Raw genomic sequence first — 18,002 nt, 5'->3', positions numbered from 1 at the left:
CTGAAAGTAGTCGTGGAGCGCTTCCGGGCAGGCTACGTGCTGCCTGCCGGGAACGTGTACACCAATCGCTGAGGCGGCGTCCAGGGGAGGTCCTCGACGCCGCCTCAGCGTGGGGGCCTAGCCATCTGCACAGCCTGGATGGCTAGACCGTCTCATCGGCAACTGAATGACGGCCGGCGTCGTCCGGTGTATTCTCCGGATCAGCCCTGGTGACGGTCTTGTGGAGCAGGACGGCCGCTGTCACGAGGACGAGCAGATACGCGATGCTCAGCGTGATCCATCCAAATGGCGGCTGCCATTGCGGCGCGGTGACCATGTCGCTCCAATTGGATATGTCCAACAGCCCGATAACATATCGGCGCATGCCGTAGACATAGCTGTACAAGTGCCCGAACACAAGGAGACCCAGCAACACAAGGCTGGCGCGTCGTCCTGCTTCTCGGAAGTCGACATTGTAGCTTCGCAGGGCTACGCCACAAGCCGCAATCAAGATTGCCACAAGGGCCAGGATGTATCGGCCCTGCCAAATGAGTCCGACGTCCTTGGCCAGGGGAATCTGCAACACCGGAGGCAGGACCAGCAGGACCGCGGCAAGGAAAAGAACTGTCAGCCGTGCTGAACGACTCGGCACTGTCAGCGCAGCGGCGAGAGCGCCAATGATCAGCGCCGCCCAAACCGCGAGAACCCCGTTGGGGCCCAAGGTATCCAGCCAGCCCAGGTATGAGACGTAGCCGGCAGCGAAGTCAAATGTTCGGTCAAGCATGATCGACACGATTTGGATCGGCGGGGCGTCGATGCCCTCTCCAAGCAGGTTCTGGAGGCTGTCGGCACTCTTCAACCACAGGAGTGCAAGGGCGCAGCCTACGGCGACAATTCCTGCCATGGCGAGGACAAACTTCTGGCGTACGACGGAGAGGAACGGGCGCAGCCCGAACATCATGAATGATGCGATCACGGCCAGTGCCAGCCAGATCATTGATGCGGCCCGTGTATTGGCCAACACAGCGGCAGAAACGGCTGCTATGGCCAAAGGGAGCCTCCACCGGCCGTTGGCGGGTATGCGCTCCCAAGCTAGGCAAAGGGCCCCGAAAATCGCCATTGACGCTGCGATCTCAAGTGAGTTCGGATTGATGGCACCAGAGAGGAAGAGCACCATGGGCGTCAAGGCGAAGGAGCCCACGAAAAGCGGCAGCCGCCATCTCCGCAGGCTCGCCAGGCACGTCAATGACATAGCGATGAAGACGGCCGAGAACAACCCGCTCACAATACGCATTGAGTAGATCGCCTTGCTCCCTGAGAGGAACAGGCTGGGCAGACCGGCCACGGCGTAGTACATGGGATTGTAGTTTCCTGCGCTGGTGTAGGCCGTGACCATCGTTGTGTCGGCAGAAGGTCTGGGGCTGCATCCAGCCGAGGTCGTTGGCTTCCAGACAAAGCAGGCCGCCAGCGAGTGCGCTTCTGCTGCGAAAGCCGGGACCGAGACTCGGGTCGGTTCGCCTTGGGCTGTGCCTGGCGTCCCCTGGAGTTCTCCTCGCACTACAGAGGCTGCCTTTATGGTGTGGGCAGGCTCATCGGGCACTGACATAAGGGGGCTGGCCATGGCCCAGAGCGTGCTGAGCAGTCCTACGACGGCAAAGATTGTCAGGAACTGGCGGAGTCGAGGACGAAACGGGGAAAATTTCAAGTAAACGAGTCAGTTTCTGTGCGAGGGCCAACGATTCCAGTCCACTCTACTGTGTGGCCGAGGAGGCCGAAGGACGGTGAGTCCGGAGTCCGGCCGCGAGGAAATGAACATCGTGAATTGCTGAACTAGACTGGCTTGGTGCCAAGAACAGCATCGGTTCGGGCGCTTTATCAACCACAGGTGGTATTTCGAATCATGCGGGACAAGGCAACGGGTTTGGTTCGTCGACTCTGGAATTTTGGGCGAAACAGCCATCTCGTCAAGTTTCTCATCGTGGGCGTTGCGTCTTTTGCCATCGATCTCGGGATTCTGGCACTCCTCCATGACGGCGCCCACGTCGACCTGTGGATTGCGACCCCGGTCGCGTTTGCTGCGAGCTTGGTCTTCAACTTCTACGTGCAAAAGAAGTTCACCTTCGAGTCCGGGGCGAAGGCGCATGTGAGCTTCCTGAAGTACGGCAGCCTCGTCGTCTTCAACTTGATTGCCACGGATGTCATTGTCAACGTCATTGCAGGCGCAGGTCACGCTTACGCCATCGGTAAGATCGTCTCCACCCTGGCCACGACCGGCTGGAATTTCCTGCTGTACAAGTACTGGATCTTCAAGGACGAAAAGCCCGCGACGAGTCACGACGCCGAGATGACAGCGGATGGAACACCGGCTTCATCCCGCGGTGACTAAGGGCAGGCGAACACGTTGAAAGGCCGGGCAGCGAGCTCATCCACCTCCTGATCCTCCCCGTCGTGTGGATCAGTGGGAGACACTGGGCCGTCATTCGCGATTTCCGGACCTGACTCCCAGCTATGACACTGGCGATTTCGATGTGCTGTCGACCACGACGCCAGCACTCGGTGCCTCAAGCCGGGCATCTCGCCGCCGTAGTAGTAGCCGACCCGGCCATTCCAGCAGGACACTGCCGGGGAATAAATAGCTGTAGAGTGCGAAAGCAGCGACGGAGACCAGTGCAGTATAGATAAGCGCCAGGATCGGCCATCCAAGTGGAGGCTGCCAGTCAGGGTTCGTGATCATGATCTGCCAGTTGCCCTTCTCGTTGAGCCCAACGACGTATCGTCGCAGCGCATTCATGAACGCGTAGATATGGGCCACCGAACCGGCCAAAATGAGGACCCGGACCATCCTATGGGATGCGTTATCTGCCGCGAACGGACGGAAGCGGACCGCTATTCCGGCCGCGATGACGGTGATCATGAACAGGGGCAGGTTGTACCTGCCCTGCCAAATGTAGCCGACCGAACTGATGAGTGCGGCCTGGATCAGGGCCGGAACGATGGCAAGACTGAGCAAGGCCACCCAGAACCCGACAGCCAGCCGACGTGGGCGCGTCAGGAACGGCAGCAGTACAGCAGCCGTCAATAGGAGGCTCCAATATTGCATCACGGCTTGCGGGGCCGGTACTTCCAGCCAGCCCATGACTCCGATGTATTGGGCGACAAAGTCGAATGACCGATCCATCATGGTGACGAACGCCTGGTCAGGCCGGACGCCGTCAACAATGTTGATGATCCCTTCTGGAGCCGCCGCTGTGGACCCTGGGGCAAACAGCATGAGGATAATCCAGGCAAGCCCCAAAGCCAATCCGAGCATGGTGAAGGCAAAGGTCACCAGCACCAGACGATTCCGGAACAGTTGCCCTACGCGGTGCAATCCGAAGAACATGACTGCGACCACAAATGCCACCAACAGCCAGACGAGTGAGACGTTGCGTGTGTTCGCGAGGACGACTGCGGAGATGCCCACTGTAAAGATGGCTGGTTTGACGTCGTTGAGCCGGCGTACATTCTCCAAGCACACCAGAAGACCACAGAACGCCGCCATAGTGGCCGCAATCTCGATTGAGTTCGGATTTATGCCCGAACTCATGTAAAGAACCATGGGAGTCAACGCCACGCAGGCGGCTGTCACTGGCCATTTCGGCTTACGCATCCGTGTTAACGCCGTAACGCCGGCAGCCAGGAAGATCGATGACAGAATCGCGCTGACAACCCTCATGGCCAGTACCGCTGGTTCGCCGGTTAAGAGCAGACTGGGCAAGCCCACGAGCCAGTAATAGCTGGGGTTGTAGAGCCCCGCTGACGTGACGCCTATCGTCATGTAGTTGTCGTCCATGGGAATCGGCGGCGCGCAGGAAGCTGTGACGTCACGTTTGAACGCAGTGCAGGTCTGGGCGGCAAGATTGGAAATATAGGACGGCACCTGGACATGGATGCCATGGCCGTAAGATTGCCCCACTTGGATGGTGAACTGTCCCCGGGCGACCGCTGCCGCCTTGATAGTGTGCGAAGGCTCGTCTGGGAATGCCATTGGGGGAGTAGCCAAAGACCACGCAGACGTAAGCAACGCGATCAACGCGAAAATGCGCAGGAAAAGCCTGAAATCCCTGCGAGCCGAGCCCGGGGACGGTGGGGAGATGGAGGTCACGGTCTCTGTATCCATCCTGCTTGAACGTCTCAGGAATCTTGGCTTACTTGTCATTGTTTTGTGCCTTGATTCTTGCTATGGCGGCCTTGGAAATCGCCAGCGCTTTGCTATTGGGAGAACCGACCTGGGCGAAGAACGTTGAATTGGCCTGGCCGCCCTCGCCAAGCACGTATGTCGCCCACGACTTGACCAAACGTGCAATTGCCGGATTCTTGTATTCGTGGCAGTACGCTTGGTAGCTCACTACCCCCAGCGGGTATCCAGGTCCAGAACCTGTCTGCAGGGTCAGGCTGACGCCTCCCCCAGGGCCTTCGCCAATGTCAGCACCGGCAATAGCCGCGGCAAGGGCATCGTCACTCGCTTTCACGAAGTCATCACTGAACTTGAGCGCTGCAGTCGAGAACCTGGTGCCAATCGCCGCGTGGTCCATGAAAGCGATGGCACCAGCGGTGTCGTCGAGCTTCTTAGCGACATCTGCATACGCTGGCACGGATTCTCCAGGCGTCGATTCCGGCCATCGACCACCTGTGGGGGACTTACCGGCGTTCCCGGCCGAGGTCTGGAGGTACTCACCCACTGCCTGCGTCAGCCCTGACTGGGCCTTTACCCAGATCGGCACGATCTTCGTATCACGCAGGGTGACGCCGGGGTTGATGGCCGCAATTTCCGGGTCGTTCCACTTGGTAATGCCGCCCTGGAAGATCGCCGCGAGCACAGACTGGTCCAACTTGACGTTGCGGAGTCCGGCAACGTTGTAGGCCACGCCGATCGCAGTTACCGACGTCGGGACGGCAAATGCCCCTTCTGGGCCGCAGGCGGCCTTTGACCGTTCCCAGTCCTCGGCTGTGAGTTGTGAATCGAGACTGGCGAAATGCGCCATGCCAAGAGTCAGCGCCTCACGTCCGGTTGCATCGCCATCAGGAGAGTATCGCAGAGAGGTTTGCGGGAAATCCTTGGTCCAGCCCTGCTGCCATGCCGTTATTGACGCTTTCTCAGTGGAACTTCCAATTGCCGTCAGCGATCCGACAGTTCCGTTTCCGTAGTCGGCACCCGAGCACGACGTTAGGCCGATCGTGCAAGCAGCTGCCGTAGCGGCAAGTGCGGTCCATCGGCGGCTGCCTCTCATAGGGGTGTGTCTCCTGTATGTACGGAATCGTGTTCTCGCTTCTGCGGTCAGAATCTAGCCTAGCTGGCTATAGGTCCTGTCAATGGCCGGCGTGGCCGTGCGGGATTGCGTTCCGGGGTGAGCGGCGCGCGTCGAGGGTTTGTGTTGCGGCTGGCGGTTCGGGGGCTGCACCGGCGTGGTTCCGGGGGCGCCCACGCTGACTTATGCGACCTCGAGGCAGATTGCCGGGTCATCTGGCGTCGTTCGGGCTGCGGCCGGGGCGAAGGGCCGGGCGCCAAGCTAGGGGCGGCGTAACGCGGAAGCGTCCGCCATAGCCGAGACGGCGTCTGTTCCGGCCCTTCGTCGGTTCCAGCGTCTCACCGCCGGGCCTTGTTGTGAAGGGGGATAACAGGGCACCTCCTTGAGTTTGGGGCGGATTTCCGGCCGGCCTGATGGTGCGCTGCGGCGTGTTCGCGGTCAAGGTTGTTCGTCCTGGTTGCTCAGGCCCACGGGCGGAATCGTAGGCTGCCTGGTCACGCACGAGGGCGTAGGCTATCCGGTTGGCGCGGTGGGCCATCGCGCAGGCGATGACTCCACCGTCCTTGCCTCGCTCCTTCAATGCGACGGCGTAGGCCCGGCCGGGTTCGTCGCACAGCCGCAGGCCCACGCCCAGATCGATCAGGGCCCTGCGCAGGGTTACGCTGCCTTCGCGGCTGATGGAACCATCACGGCGCTTGCCCGCGGATTCGTACTGCGCCGGCGAGAGTCCGGAAGCCCGGTATATCTGGGACGGCCCCGGCCACCGATGCGGGTCACCCACGGCAGCGCCGTAATTGCCTGCGCGCACCACACCCCAACCCGGTGTGCTGGTCAGGGTCGCGAACAGGCTCAGCGGCAGTAGCCGTGCGAATTCGGCCTCAGCCGCCTCGATCTGCGCGTCCAGATCCGCCAGAAGGACCAGATCTGCGGCCAACACGTCTCTGGCGACGGCCGCATCGGGCATGGGCAGCGCATTCCGTGCCGCGGTGACCAACCGCTCGGCCATCGGCCGGCGCACCTGAAGCCCCCGGACAGCCGCGAAGCGGATGAACCGCCCCGCACCCAGGGCCGCGAGCCGGTGGGGGTCGCCGAAGTGCTCAGCGAGGAACCGTCCGACCAGCGTGCCCAGCACATCGGGCAGGACCAAGCCCAGCCCCGGGAAACACCGGTCCAGCTGGCCAAGCAGCTGATTCTTCGTCGCCGTCTGGCTCTGGACCCTGCGGGTCCGGTGCGCCGACCAGGCAACCAGCTCACCGATCACCAACTCCCGGGCCCGCACCGGGGTCCCGCGGTCGGCGAGCACCAACTCAGTGATTGCTTCCAGATCGATCGCATCGGTCTTGACTCTGCGCCTGCCCTGGACGCGCCGCTGCTCGGCTACGTGCGCCGGGTTAAGCTCCAGTACTTCCCACCCGGAAGGCCACACGGACGGTGCCAACGGAGGGCGGTGGTAATGTCCGGCAGCCTCGATTCCCACCTTCACCAGAGCCCCGGCTCCCGGCAGCATCCGGCGGACACGCGCCAGGACCGATTCCAGTCCAGGTCCGGTCATTTCAAAACCCACCGGTCCAAGCAAACGCTTACGGTCGCCGCCGGTGACCGACAACTCCGCCCTCGATTTGCCAACATCGACAGCAACAACAGCCAAGGTCCCGACCGCGGCATCAACAACTGACATAACCTCCACCTCCGGAAGGCGACGGGAGGACCCCACGGATCAACGCCAGATCCTCTAACGAATCTGATACATCCCGTACTGACAGCTCCGGAGGTGTTTGTGAAGGACTAAATCAACTCATATCAGCCGGTGACCTGGGCATGTCTGCCGATGGTGAGTCTATGCTGCCTCTGCGGGCAGTGACGCACGGCCCAGCAAGGATTGCAAGAGGCAATTCGGGTCAGTACATTCGGACTGGAACATCGCTGACAGTGAGCAGGACTAGACCGTACCGGCGTACTGCCTGCCCAAGTATCCCTGGTTCAGTTGCATGCCGGTTCCTGCGTGAATCCACAGGGAACCATCAGCTCGTCGCGAGACCCTGTCCGTCAGGGCAGTGGAGGCCAGATTCCATCCGGTCACGATGGTGTCATAGCTGGCCGTGTCGGCATCAATCCGTCGCGGCAGCAACAGGCCGCCGGAGCCGTTGCCGGGGTAGAACCACAACGCACCATTTGGTGACTTGGCGAGAAGGTCATTGCGGCCGTCGCCGTCGACGTCACCGCCGGCAATGAGTTGAGTGAATCCCTCCCAGCCAAAGTTGCCGATCTTGACTCCGGGGAGGTAGCCGGCGGAAGTTGCATCGACCTTTCCCGTTCCCCGGTACAGCCACAAGGAACCGTCGCGGCCACGAGCGATCAGATCTGCCTTTGCGTCCCCTGTGAAGTCTCCAACGCCGACGACGGCGTCGAACGCGTCCCAACCGAAGTCACCGATCTTTCTCCCCGGCAGGTATCCGCTGCTAGTGGAATCCACTCTTCCGGTTCCTGCATAGAACCACAGGGTGCCGTCCGGTTTTCGGGCGATGAGATCGTTCTTGCCATCTCCGTTGACATCGCCTGCGGCAACAAGGGCGTCAAACGCTTCCCAACCGAAGTTGCCGATTTTTGTGGGCACACCATAGTTTCCAGAGCTTGCTCCGGGGTAGAACCACAGTGTTCCGTTGGGCATACGTGCCAGCAAATCTGCCGGTGCTTTCCCGTCGAAGTCCTTGGTTCCTAAGAGGATGTCAAACGCGTTCCAGCCGAAGTCGCCGATCTTGCGGGCAGGTTGGTAGCCCAAGTCGTGCATGTTTGTTCCCGCGTAGAAGTAGATCGATCCGTCGGCTTGTATGCCGGAGAAATCGCTCATACGGTCACCGTTGGCGTCCCCCAGGCCGAGGATCTCGCTGTAGATGCCCCATCCCGTTCCGATCTGGCGTGGGCTTACGAGTTTCCCTGTTCCGGTATTGGCATAGAACCAGAGCGTGCCGTCCGGTTTGCGGGCCAAAATGTCGTTGGTTCCGTTTCCGTCCAGGTCCCGGGCGGCAATGAGCTGGTTGAAGACCTCCCAGCCGAAGTCCACTTGCTGGCCGGTTCCTGTTTGACCAGTTCCGTTGCCGCGGTACAGCCACAAGGTGCCGTCAGGTCGGCGGCCAAGCAGGTCGGTTTTGCCGTCCCCGTTGAAATCCCCAATGCCTAGCAGAGCATCGAAGGCGTCCCAGCCGAACTGACCGATTTTGACGCCCGCTGAATAGCCTTGGTTGCTGGCAGTGACGCTCCCTGTACCGGCGTAGAACCACAATGACCCGTCCATCTTCCTGGCAACGATGTCGTTCTTGCCGTCACTGTTGTAGTCGCCCACGCCTGCGATCTGGTCGTAAATTTCCCAGCCCCAGCCGATCTGCTGGCCAGCGCCGAACTTTCCGGCGCCGTCCCCGCGGTAGAACCACAGCGTTCCGTTTGCCTTGCGGCCAAGGAGGTCCGGAGACCCGTCCCCATTGAAGTCGCCGACGGAAATCATCTTCCGCGTGGGATCGCTTGGCGGTGCGCCGGTGGCAAAGCGCTGGAGCGCGGCGTAGTCCCCGTTCCACACGTTCGAGTCGCCGGCAAACGGGCCGGTACTGCTGTACTGCCACATGCTGAACGCGTCCCAGCCAGCTGGTAGCACGCCAGGGGAATCCGAAGGGGAGCTGGGGTAAGCGGCGATCCACAGCGGGTACTCGCCGAAGCCAGCGGCATTGCCCGTGCAGCGGGACCACCAATCAGTGGTGCTGTAGATGACGGGATACCGTCCTGTCAGAGACAGGACGGTATTGCCGAAATCTGAAATCCAGGATGTCATTTGCGCCGCTGACATGTCGTAGCAGACGTTGCCGAAGTAGAAGCCGTTGATGGTCCGGCCTTCATAGGGGTTGTACTCGATATCGAGGACGGGCGGGAGTGTGTAGCCATCCGCACTCCAGCCGCCGCCATTGGCAACAAAGTACCGGGCTTGGTCGGCGCCCGAAGACCAGTTGGGGATCGCGAAGTGGTACGCGCCTCGGATCATGCCGATATTGCGGGAGCCGTTGTACTGCTGCGCGTAGTTCTCGTTCAGGTAGTAGTTGCCTTCGGAGGCCTTGACGTAAGCCCAGCGCGAGCCCTGATTCCATTGTGCCTGCCAGTCGACGTTGCCCTGGTGGGCGCTGACGTCCTGGCCTTGAACGCCGATGGAGGGACGCCAATGGCCGGGATCAGTGGCCATCGGGACTGCGAGGGGCACTGGTCCGCCCAAGGACCGGGATCCCGGGGAGACCGGAGAAGTGCTTGCCTGCTTGTCTGCCAGAACTCTAGGGGAGCGCTGACCCATCTCTGCGCCGCCTGCGGGGATGGACTTGCGCATGGCCGCTTTCATGGCGTCGGCGACAAGTGAATTCTCTCCCGGCGCGGACGGCATCTGAATGGCCGGAGCTGGTGCGGCTGGTGTTGGAGTCGACGATTTTCCGGGCGCGGGGGATAGCGTCGCGGGTTGTCCGTCGCCGGTGACGGGAGCCGGGCTGGGTTGGCCGGGTATCGCAGGCGATTCAGCGGCCGGAGACGTCGATGCCGAGATTGTGGGCGTCGGACCAGGTCCATCAGTTTCTGACCAGGCAGGCCCGCCCACTGCGACGGTGGTCAGCAGCGCCAGTGACAGCGTGAATCCCGTGCGGGCCAAAACGGAATGTCGGGACATTCCAGCTTTTGTTTTTTTCATTTTCCATTCCGGCCCGGCGCCGCGTCGGCAGCGGCGCGTGGTGATAGCTTGCGAACGAAGCTTCGGCGACAACGCCTGCGCATGACACCAGAGGCCAGCTCCTAACGGGCCAACAATAACATTCTGGGTCTGGAGTGACCAGTGATGCAGGTGTTACCAAAAGGGTCTACGAAGGCGTAGTTATCCACAGCTGGCTGAAATTGACTTGGAGTCGGCCTGTATAAGCGCCTACCGTGGATCCCGTTCGACATACCGCCCGCTGGGGGCGGACGTTGCTTTGGGGGTCAGGGATGGATGCAGTAAGCATCGTCGAAGGCGAAGTCCGGGAATTGATTCGTCGTCGCGGGCTGGACCCCTTGAAGCAGTCCGGGGAGGTGCACCGGCTGGTCGAGGCGGCTGTGAGCGACTATGACGAACGCGCCCTGCTCGGACCGCTGCCGCCGCTGGGACACATCGAGAGCGCCCGGAAGCATGTGTTCGACGCCGTGGCCGGCTTCGGTGCGCTCCAGCCGCTTCTGGACGATCCCACCATCGAAGAAGTCTGGCTCAATGCCCCCAACGAGGTCTACGTTGCCCGGAACGGCGAATCGGAGCTGACCTCCATCAGCCTGAGCGAGCAGCAGGTCCGCGACCTGGTGGAGCGCATGCTCAAGAGCTCCGGCCGCCGGCTGGACCTGTCATCTCCGTTTGTGGATGCTGCCCTGCCGGACGGCTCGCGGCTCCATGTGGTCATCCCGGACGTCACCCGGAAACACTGGGCAGTGAACATCCGCAAGTTCGTCGCCAAGGCCAGTCGGCTGGAGCACCTCGTGGAGCTGGGCACGCTGACGCCGCAGTCGGCACGGTTCCTGGGCGCCGCAGTGTCCAGCGGCCTCAATATTCTCGTCTCGGGCGCTACACAGTCCGGCAAGACCACCATGCTCAACTGCCTGGCAGCCAGCATCGGATCCCGCGAACGCGTGATCACCGTAGAGGAAATCTTTGAACTGCAGTTTCCGCTGCGGGACGTCGTCGGACTCCAATGCCGTCAGGCGAACCTTGAAGGCGAGGGCGAGATTCCGCTGCGCAGGCTTGTCAAGGAAGCACTCCGCATGCGGCCTGACCGGCTGGTGGTTGGAGAAGTCCGTGAAGCGGAGAGCCTCGACATGTTGATCGCATTAAACAGTGGCCTTCCCGGCATGTGCACCGTCCATGCCAACTCGGCCCACGACGCCGTTACCAAGATCTGCACGCTTCCCCTCCTGGCAGGCGAAAACATTTCAAGCGCCTTCGTTGTGCCCACCGTGGCGTCATGCATCGACCTCGTGGTCCACTGCAGCCGGCACGCCAACGGCAGGAGGCAGGTCACCGAGATCCTGTCCCTTGGCCGACGCGTGGAAAACGGCATCATCGAGTCCTCCACCGTATTCGGCATGGTGGACGGACAGCTTCAAACCAAACCCAACTCCATGCCCGCTGCGGAGAAATTCGCGCGCGCCGGGTACGACGTCGCGGCGCTGCTGGAGCAGCACTGATGGCACCGCTGCTGGGCGTGATCTGCGGCCTCGGGGTTTTCCTGATCTGGTGGTCGGCATGGGAGCAGCCCGCGGTTTCCGCCCGGGAGGCGAAGCCCAAACGCCTCGAAACCTTGCTCATGACTGCAGGCATTGAGAAAGTCACCGGAGCGGGACTTCTGGCCAGCTGTGCCGGACTCGGTCTCTTCTCCTTGCTTGTCTTCTTCATCGTTACGGGTTCCCCGCCCGTTTCGCTCTGCTTCGGGCTCTTCGGCGCCTGGTTGCCCATCGCCTTGGTCAGGTGGCGCGCGCGCAAGAGAACGGCGATGCTCCGCCAGCTCTGGCCCGACGTCGTCGACCACCTGCGCTCCGCCATCCGTGCCGGACTCTCGCTGCCTGAAGCGATCATTCAGCTCGGTTACAAAGGACCCGAGGAACTGCGCCACCTGTTCCTCGACTTCGGCGCCGACTACCGCTCGGGTGGACACTTCGATGCTGCCCTGGGCAAGCTCAAGGACCGCTTGGCGGACCCTGTGGCCGACCGTATCATCGAGGCACTCAGGATGACCCGCGAGGTGGGTGGGTCCGATCTTGGGCGGCTCCTGGGAACCTTGGCCGAGTTCCTCCGGGAAAGCGCCAGGACGCGCAGCGAGCTTGAGGCCAGGCAGTCTTGGACAGTCAACGCGGCCCGGCTTGCTGTGGCTGCACCGTGGATTGTGTTGGTGGTGCTGGCCAGCCGTCCCGAGGCCATGCACGCCTACAACTCTGCGTTGGGGGCGGGGGTGCTGCTCGGCGGCTTGCTCATCTCGATGGTCTGCTACTCGGTGATGCTGCGCATTGGTGCCCTTCCCGAGGATGAGAGGGTGCTTCGATGACCACCCTGACTGCCATCACGGTGCTTTGCGGATTGCTCCTGGGAGCGGGCCTGTGGCTGGTTGTGGCCCGACTGCCGTTCATGCGGGCAACCACATTCATCGAACGCATCGAGCCCCAGCTGAAATCGCAAAACCTCGAATCGCGATTGCTTCGCTCTTCGAACCACAACATCACCCCGTTCGGACCACTCGAACGGATCCTGCGCCCCGTGGTCCAGGACGGGCTGCATTTCCTGGCCCGGTTCAACTTCGGATCCACCGCGCTCAACAAGCGCCTCGCCCAGGCAGGGTCCGGCAAGGCGGCACTCGACTTCCGGGCCGAGCAGCTCCTGTGGGCAGCCTGCGGCTTTGTCGTTGCCGTGCTGTTCGTTGTCTTCAGCGCCGCCGCCGGCCGCTTCAGCCCGGTGCTGGCAGTGATTTCCGTCGTCGGCACCGCATTTGGTGGTTTCCTCCTGCGGGACTACATCCTGGGCGTCCAGATCAAACGCCGCGAGGCCAGGATGCTGGCAGAATTCCCAAGCCTCGCCGAACTCATGGCCCTGGCCGTCAGCGCAGGCGAAAGCGCCATGGGCGCGCTGGACCGAGTGTGCCGCAGCGCCAGGGGTGAACTGGCCAAGGAATTCTCGCTGGTGCTGGCGGACACAAGAGCCGGCAAGCCCCTTGTGGAGGCGCTGCAGGAGTTCTCGTCCAGAACCGATCTGCCGCCCTTGGTCCGTTTTGTTGACGGCCTGGTGGTCGCCATCGAACGCGGCACACCGCTGGCCGACGTGCTCCGGGCACAGGCCGCGGACGTCCGGGACGCCTCCAAACGCGAACTTATGGAATCCGCCGGCCGCAAGGAAATCGGCATGATGGTGCCCCTTGTCTTCGGGGTGCTGCCGCTGACCGTTGTGTTCGCTGCCTTCCCTGCCATCGCAGCACTGCAAATGAACCTCTGACCGGCATCCGCCACGCAAAGAAAAGGGAACCAGATGAAAAAGATTGGGCTCCACAGCCTGCCGATCGTCCTGACCATGCTGGTTTGGCAACTTACTGCCAGAGTCAACACGGCGTTGGGGAGGGGGGCATCCGCCACGGACCACCGCGAAAGAGGAGACGTGCCCGGCTGGGTCATGATCACACTGATGTCAGCGGTGCTCGTCGCAGGCCTGCTTGCCGTCGCCACGCCCGCCCTCGAAGGTCTTTTCAACCAGGCCATGGACAAGGTCGGCAAGTAGGCGATGCCCGGACGCAGGACGGCGGCCGTAGCAAAGGCTGAAGCCCGCCCGGCTCAAGGCGGCCCGGACGAACGGGGATCCGCCGTGGTCGACTTCGTGATGGTCGGCGCGCTCGTCACTGTGTTCTTCCTGGCGATCATCCAACTGACGCTCGTGCTGCACGTCCGCAACACGCTCATCGATGCCGCCTCCTCCGGGGCGCGCCATGGTGCGCTCGCGGACAGGACCCCCGCCGACGCCCGGGAACGCACAGCTGGACTGATCTCCACTGCGCTCAACGGCGAATTTGCCAACGACATTACGACGTCGGAGGTCACCTTCCAGGGGATTCGAACCCTGGAGGTCACTGTCAGGGCGCCGCTGCCGGTCATTGGACTGATCGGGCCCGGTGCCGTTCTGGAGGTGAAGGGTCATGCCGCTGTCTCAGGCTGACATGTCCGCCGCGGTCGCGGCCCGCTGCCGTGTTGCGCTGTGCCGGCCCGGTCCAGGGGATACAAACGGGCCAGCGCATGAGGAGGGCAGCGCCGTCGTGGAGTTTACGTTTCTCGCCCTGCTGCTCATGGTGCCCGTGGTCTACTTCATCGTCACAGTCGGCCAGCTCCAGGGGGGTTCCTTCGCCGTGGTCGGCGCAGCAGACCAAGCGGCCAAGGTCTTCGTCGCGCAGCCCGACGCCGGCAAGGCCCAGGCAGCTGCCGAGCAGTCCGCCCTGATCGCCCTTGCCGACCACGGCCACGGTGCCGAACGTGCCACCGTCGAGATCAGCTGTGACCGCAGCGATTGCCTGTCCGCAGGCGCCGCAGTCACGGCCACCGTCCGACTGACAGTACCGCTGCCCATGGTGCCGTTTGGCGACACGCTCCACTTGGATGCCGGCCATCTCACGGCCTCTGCCACCCAGATCGTGGGGCGGTTCCGGTGACGGCTCGCAGACCCAAGCCAAAAGGACGCAAGCCCGGCGGACCCAGCCGATCCGGCGACGAAGAGGGCCAGATGATGGTCCTGATTGTCGGCTTCGTGCTGATCGCCCTGCTCCTCGCGACCGTGGTCACCGCGGTGTCTGCCGTCTACATCGAGCACAAGAAGCTGCTGTCCATGGCCGACGGCGCATCCGTGGCTGCCGCCGACAGCTACACCCTGGGGCAGCTCGAAGGCGCCGCCGGGGAACCCAGTGCGCTGCTCAACGGTGAGCGCGTACGCAACGTCACGCAGAGCTACCTCACCTCGAACAGCGCCTACTCGCGCTTCGACCGCTTGGCCATCGCCGCAGGAACCGGGAGCCCGGACAACGCTACGGCCGAGGTTGTGCTCAGTGCCGTGGCGCATCCCCCGGTGGTCAGTTTCCTGTTGCCGGATGGAATCCTCATCGACGCACGCTCCACGGCCAGGTCCCGGCTCACGCGCTGAGCGGGCCGCCGCCGTCACAAGCCCGGCCCAGGGCAGGGGATCGTGGTGGATGGCGTAGGCTTGAAAGACCATGGCTCAGATTGATTTTCCCGCAGAGATCCGCGCGCTTCGCGCCACCTACAGCTCCATCGAGAACGTTTCCGATGTTGAGGCGATCAAGGCAGACATTGCCGAGCTGAGTGAAATGGCCGGCGTCCCGGACCTGTGGGACGATCCCGCCGCGGCGCAGAAGATCACGTCCAGACTCTCGCACCGCCAGTCGGAGCTGGAGCGGCTGACAACGCTCGCTGCCCGCATTGACGACCTCGAGGTCCTGGTGGAGCTCGGCCAGGACGAAGGCGATGAGGACTCGATGGCGGAGGCCGCCAAGGAACTCGAATCTATCCGCAAGTCCCTGACTGACCTGGAAGTCGTCACCCTGCTTTCGGGTGAATACGATGAGCGCGAGGCCGTGGTGACCATCCGCGCCGGCGCCGGCGGCGTGGATGCTGCCGACTTTGCCGAGATGCTGATGCGCATGTACCTGCGCTGGGCCGAGCGCCACGGCTACCCGACCACCGTCATGGACACCTCCTACGCGGAAGAGGCCGGCCTGAAGTCGGCCACTTTCGAAGTCAAGGCCCCCTACGCCTTCGGCACGCTCAGCGTCGAGGCAGGCACCCACCGTTTGGTCCGGATCAGCCCCTTCGACAACCAGGGCCGCCGCCAGACGTCCTTTGCCGCCGTCGAGGTCATCCCGCTGATTGAACAGACCGACTCGATCGAGATTCCGGACAACGAAATCCGCGTTGACGTCTTCCGCTCCTCGGGCCCGGGCGGCCAGTCGGTCAACACTACGGACTCCGCCGTCCGCCTGACGCACATCCCCACGGGGATCGTCGTCTCGATGCAGAACGAGAAATCGCAGCTGCAGAACCGTGCGGCCGCCATGCGCGTTCTCCAGTCCCGCCTTCTACTGGTCAAGAAGGAACAGGAAGACGCCGAAAAGAAGGCCTTCGCCGGCGACGTCAAGGCTTCCTGGGGCGACCAGATGCGCTCCTACGTCCTGAACCCGTACCAGATGGTCAAGGATCTGCGCACCGAGCACGAAGTGGGGAACACCTCCGCAGTGCTCGACGGCGACATCGACGACTTCATCGACGCCGGCATCCGCTGGCGTACGGAGAACCGCAACGCAGCCAGCTAGCAGCGATTGGCGACACGCCCCGGAATCCCCGTGCTTCGCGGATGCGGCCTGCGTATAGTCGAGGGGCCGGTGCTCTCTTTCCCCCACCTAAAGCCCCTGCGCCGGCTGCTGTACTGCGCACACGAGCAACGTCCGGCTGGGGTTCTGAAAAGCCATGATCAGATTTGAGAATGTCACCAAGGTCTACGAGCAGAACGCCAGGCCGGCACTCGACGCCGTCAGCCTCGAGATCAACCGCGGCGAGTTCACCTTCCTTGTGGGTGCCTCGGGTTCCGGCAAGTCGACGTTCCTGCGCCTGATCCTGAAAGAGGACCAGGCCACCTCCGGTTCGGTCTACGTGGCCGGACAGAACGTCGCCAACATTTCCAGCTGGCGCGTGCCCAAACTCCGGCGCGGCATCGGCGTCGTTTTCCAGGACTTCCGCCTCCTCCCGCAGAAGAATGTCTTCGCCAACGTGGCCTTCGCCATGCAGGTCATCGGCAAGAGCCGCTCGGTCATCCGTGAAACGGTTCCGGAAGTACTGAAGACCGTCGGCCTTGAAGGCAAGGAGAAGCGCATGCCGCACGAACTCTCCGGCGGTGAGCAGCAGCGTGTGGCGATCGCCCGCGCCGTCGTCAACCGGCCCGGCATCCTGCTGGCAGACGAGCCCACCGGCAACCTGGACCCCATCACCTCCATGGGCATCATGGGTGTCCTGGACAAGATCAACCAGAACGGCACCACTGTTGTGATGGCAACGCACGACGACGACATCGTCAATGAAATGCGCCGACGCGTGGTGGAGCTCAAGAACGGCACCGTGATCCGCGATGAAGCCAAGGCCCTCTACACCTCCATGATCCCGGTGGTGGGGGAGTCCCGCCGGCTCCGCGATGCCAGCGGCGAAGAGCTGGACCGTGCCCAGGGAGGCCAGCAATGAGGCTCGCCTTCATCCTCGGCGAAATCGGAAGCGGCCTGCGCCGGAACCTCTCCATGGTGGTCTCCGTTGTCCTGGTGACTTTCGTGTCCCTGACGTTCGTGGGCGCCGCCGGCATGCTGCAGATGCAGATCAACCAGATGAAGGGCTTCTGGTACGACAAGGTCCAGGTTGCCGTCTTCCTCTGCAATGACGGCTCGACGGCGGTCGGCTGCGCCTCAGGACCGGCCACCAAGGAGCAGCAGGCCAACCTCGAGGCAATGCTCGAGTCCCCTGCGGTCAAGCAGTACATCAACGACTTCCAGTTTGAATCCCAGGCCGAGGCGTACAAGCACTTCAAGGAGCAGTTCTCCAACTCCCCGATTGTTGATTCCGTCAGCGAGGACCAGCTTCCCGCGTCCTTCCGCATCAACATGAAGAATCCGGAGAAGTACCAGATCATCAGCGAGACCTTTTCCTCGCAGCCCGGCGTCGAGACAGTGAGCGACCAGAGGCAGGTCCTTGAACGGATCTTCGCTTGGATGAACGGCGCCTCGGTGGCCGCCGTGGGTGTCGCCGCGATCATGATCTTCTGCGCGGTCCTGCTGATCACGACGACCATCCGCCTGTCCGCTTTCAGCCGGCGCCGGGAAACCGGCATCATGAGGCTGGTGGGAGCATCCAAGACCGTCATCCAGCTGCCGTTCATCCTCGAGGGAGTCATCTCGGCAGTGGTGGGTGCGCTGCTTGCCTCGGTGACCCTGTGGCTCATGGCTCACTTCTGGTTGAACGGGGACCTGTCCAAGCAGTTCCTGAACACACCCTTCATTTCGTCCGCCCAGGTTCTGGTGATCGCGCCCGTGCTGATAGCGCTCGGCGGCGGCTTGGCCGGAATATCGTCCCTGCTGACCCTTCGCCGGTACGTGAAGGTCTAGCATGAAGACCTGTGACGAC

16 protein-coding genes are annotated in these 18,002 nt (G+C 62.5%); 11 read left to right on the top strand and 5 right to left on the bottom strand.

The window, feature by feature from the left end:
* Positions 1 to 142 precede the first annotated feature (142 nt).
* Positions 143 to 1,585 (bottom strand): DUF2142 domain-containing protein, encoded by a 1,443-nt coding sequence (locus NVV90_RS13745; RefSeq protein WP_258441178.1) that lies wholly within the window; start codon positions 1,583 to 1,585, stop codon positions 143 to 145.
* Between the two features lie 237 nt (positions 1,586 to 1,822).
* On the opposite strand from NVV90_RS13745, the gene NVV90_RS13740 reads away from it, so the two are divergent.
* Entirely contained in the window at positions 1,823 to 2,365 is a 543-nt protein-coding gene (locus NVV90_RS13740) for a GtrA family protein (protein WP_258437833.1), read from the top strand.
* A gap of 120 nt (positions 2,366 to 2,485) precedes the next feature.
* Here NVV90_RS13740 and NVV90_RS13735 read toward each other — a convergent pair whose 3' ends face one another.
* The 4 genes from NVV90_RS13735 to NVV90_RS13720 form a co-directional block, all read right to left on the bottom strand.
* The gene (locus NVV90_RS13735; RefSeq protein ID WP_258437832.1) at positions 2,486 to 4,006 is read right to left on the bottom strand and encodes a DUF2142 domain-containing protein; all 1,521 of its coding nucleotides are present in this window, start codon (positions 4,004 to 4,006) and stop codon (positions 2,486 to 2,488) included.
* 160 nt (positions 4,007 to 4,166) lie between these two features.
* Positions 4,167 to 5,249: a substrate-binding domain-containing protein gene (locus NVV90_RS13730; protein WP_258437831.1), complete on the bottom strand. Its 1,083-nt coding sequence runs from the start codon at positions 5,247 to 5,249 to the stop codon at positions 4,167 to 4,169.
* Between the two features lie 229 nt (positions 5,250 to 5,478).
* Complete coding sequence (locus tag NVV90_RS13725) at positions 5,479 to 6,945, bottom strand: transposase (protein ID WP_258437830.1); 1,467 nt, start codon at positions 6,943 to 6,945, stop codon at positions 5,479 to 5,481.
* Between the two features lie 261 nt (positions 6,946 to 7,206).
* Positions 7,207 to 9,507 carry a GH25 family lysozyme gene (locus NVV90_RS13720; RefSeq protein ID WP_258437829.1) on the bottom strand — a complete coding sequence of 767 codons (2,301 nt, stop codon included), beginning with the start codon at positions 9,505 to 9,507 and terminating at the stop codon, positions 7,207 to 7,209.
* A gap of 761 nt (positions 9,508 to 10,268) precedes the next feature.
* On the opposite strand from NVV90_RS13720, the gene NVV90_RS13715 reads away from it, so the two are divergent.
* The 10 genes from NVV90_RS13715 (at position 10,269) to ftsX (ending at position 17,983) form a co-directional block, all read left to right on the top strand.
* The gene (locus NVV90_RS13715) at positions 10,269 to 11,492 is read left to right on the top strand and encodes a CpaF family protein (protein WP_258437828.1); all 1,224 of its coding nucleotides are present in this window, start codon (positions 10,269 to 10,271) and stop codon (positions 11,490 to 11,492) included.
* The gene (locus NVV90_RS13710) at positions 11,492 to 12,346 is read left to right on the top strand and encodes a type II secretion system F family protein (protein WP_258437826.1); all 855 of its coding nucleotides are present in this window, start codon (positions 11,492 to 11,494) and stop codon (positions 12,344 to 12,346) included. Before NVV90_RS13715 ends, NVV90_RS13710 begins: the two co-directional genes overlap by 1 nt.
* Positions 12,343 to 13,284, top strand: a complete 942-nt coding sequence (locus NVV90_RS13705; protein ID WP_258437825.1) for a type II secretion system F family protein — start codon at positions 12,343 to 12,345, stop codon at positions 13,282 to 13,284. The genes NVV90_RS13710 and NVV90_RS13705 overlap by 4 nt, the downstream gene beginning before the upstream one ends.
* 33 nt (positions 13,285 to 13,317) lie before the next feature.
* Complete coding sequence (locus NVV90_RS13700; protein WP_258437824.1) at positions 13,318 to 13,563, top strand: hypothetical protein; 246 nt, start codon at positions 13,318 to 13,320, stop codon at positions 13,561 to 13,563.
* A gap of 99 nt (positions 13,564 to 13,662) precedes the next feature.
* On the top strand, positions 13,663 to 13,995 hold the full coding sequence (locus NVV90_RS13695; protein WP_258441177.1) for a TadE family protein: 333 nt from the start codon (positions 13,663 to 13,665) through the stop codon (positions 13,993 to 13,995).
* A gap of 97 nt (positions 13,996 to 14,092) precedes the next feature.
* Positions 14,093 to 14,482, top strand: coding sequence for a hypothetical protein (locus NVV90_RS13690; RefSeq protein WP_309304059.1), 390 nt, complete (start codon positions 14,093 to 14,095; stop codon positions 14,480 to 14,482).
* Between the two features lie 71 nt (positions 14,483 to 14,553).
* Positions 14,554 to 14,967: a pilus assembly protein TadG-related protein gene (locus NVV90_RS13685; RefSeq protein ID WP_258437822.1), complete on the top strand. Its 414-nt coding sequence runs from the start codon at positions 14,554 to 14,556 to the stop codon at positions 14,965 to 14,967.
* A 70-nt stretch (positions 14,968 to 15,037) separates the two neighbouring features.
* Entirely contained in the window at positions 15,038 to 16,153 is a 1,116-nt protein-coding gene (prfB, locus tag NVV90_RS13680; protein ID WP_258437821.1) for a peptide chain release factor 2, read from the top strand.
* Positions 16,154 to 16,307: 154 nt separating this feature from the next.
* Positions 16,308 to 17,072, top strand: a complete 765-nt coding sequence (gene ftsE, locus NVV90_RS13675; protein ID WP_258437820.1) for a cell division ATP-binding protein FtsE — start codon at positions 16,308 to 16,310, stop codon at positions 17,070 to 17,072.
* The gene (gene ftsX, locus NVV90_RS13670) at positions 17,069 to 17,983 is read left to right on the top strand and encodes a permease-like cell division protein FtsX (protein WP_258437819.1); all 915 of its coding nucleotides are present in this window, start codon (positions 17,069 to 17,071) and stop codon (positions 17,981 to 17,983) included. The genes ftsE and ftsX overlap by 4 nt, the downstream gene beginning before the upstream one ends.
* Positions 17,984 to 18,002: the final 19 nt, after the last annotated feature.

This window comes from Arthrobacter sp. CJ23, assembly GCF_024741795.1.
Classification (GTDB): domain Bacteria; phylum Actinomycetota; class Actinomycetes; order Actinomycetales; family Micrococcaceae; genus Arthrobacter.
This window is presented reverse-complemented; position numbering and strand designations above follow the sequence as displayed.

Bases quoted from the DNA above. Each gene is read 5' to 3' on its own strand.
- NVV90_RS13710 (WP_258437826.1), top strand. From the start codon at position 11,492: ATGGCACCGCTGCTGGGCGTGATCTGCGGCCTCGGGGTTTTCCTGATC.
- NVV90_RS13705 (WP_258437825.1), top strand. From the start codon at position 12,343: ATGACCACCCTGACTGCCATCACGGTGCTTTGCGGATTGCTCCTGGGA.
- NVV90_RS13735 (WP_258437832.1), bottom strand. From the start codon at position 4,006: ATGGCATTCCCAGACGAGCCTTCGCACACTATCAAGGCGGCAGCGGTC.
- NVV90_RS13700 (WP_258437824.1), top strand. From the start codon at position 13,318: ATGAAAAAGATTGGGCTCCACAGCCTGCCGATCGTCCTGACCATGCTG.
- NVV90_RS13730 (WP_258437831.1), bottom strand. From the start codon at position 5,249: ATGAGAGGCAGCCGCCGATGGACCGCACTTGCCGCTACGGCAGCTGCT.
- NVV90_RS13715 (WP_258437828.1), top strand. From the start codon at position 10,269: ATGGATGCAGTAAGCATCGTCGAAGGCGAAGTCCGGGAATTGATTCGT.
- NVV90_RS13745 (WP_258441178.1), bottom strand. From the start codon at position 1,585: ATGTCAGTGCCCGATGAGCCTGCCCACACCATAAAGGCAGCCTCTGTA.
- ftsE (WP_258437820.1), top strand. From the start codon at position 16,308: ATGATCAGATTTGAGAATGTCACCAAGGTCTACGAGCAGAACGCCAGG.
- NVV90_RS13695 (WP_258441177.1), top strand. From the start codon at position 13,663: ATGGTCGGCGCGCTCGTCACTGTGTTCTTCCTGGCGATCATCCAACTG.
- NVV90_RS13685 (WP_258437822.1), top strand. From the start codon at position 14,554: ATGATGGTCCTGATTGTCGGCTTCGTGCTGATCGCCCTGCTCCTCGCG.
- ftsX (WP_258437819.1), top strand. From the start codon at position 17,069: ATGAGGCTCGCCTTCATCCTCGGCGAAATCGGAAGCGGCCTGCGCCGG.
- NVV90_RS13725 (WP_258437830.1), bottom strand. From the start codon at position 6,945: ATGTCAGTTGTTGATGCCGCGGTCGGGACCTTGGCTGTTGTTGCTGTC.
- prfB (WP_258437821.1), top strand. From the start codon at position 15,038: ATGGCTCAGATTGATTTTCCCGCAGAGATCCGCGCGCTTCGCGCCACC.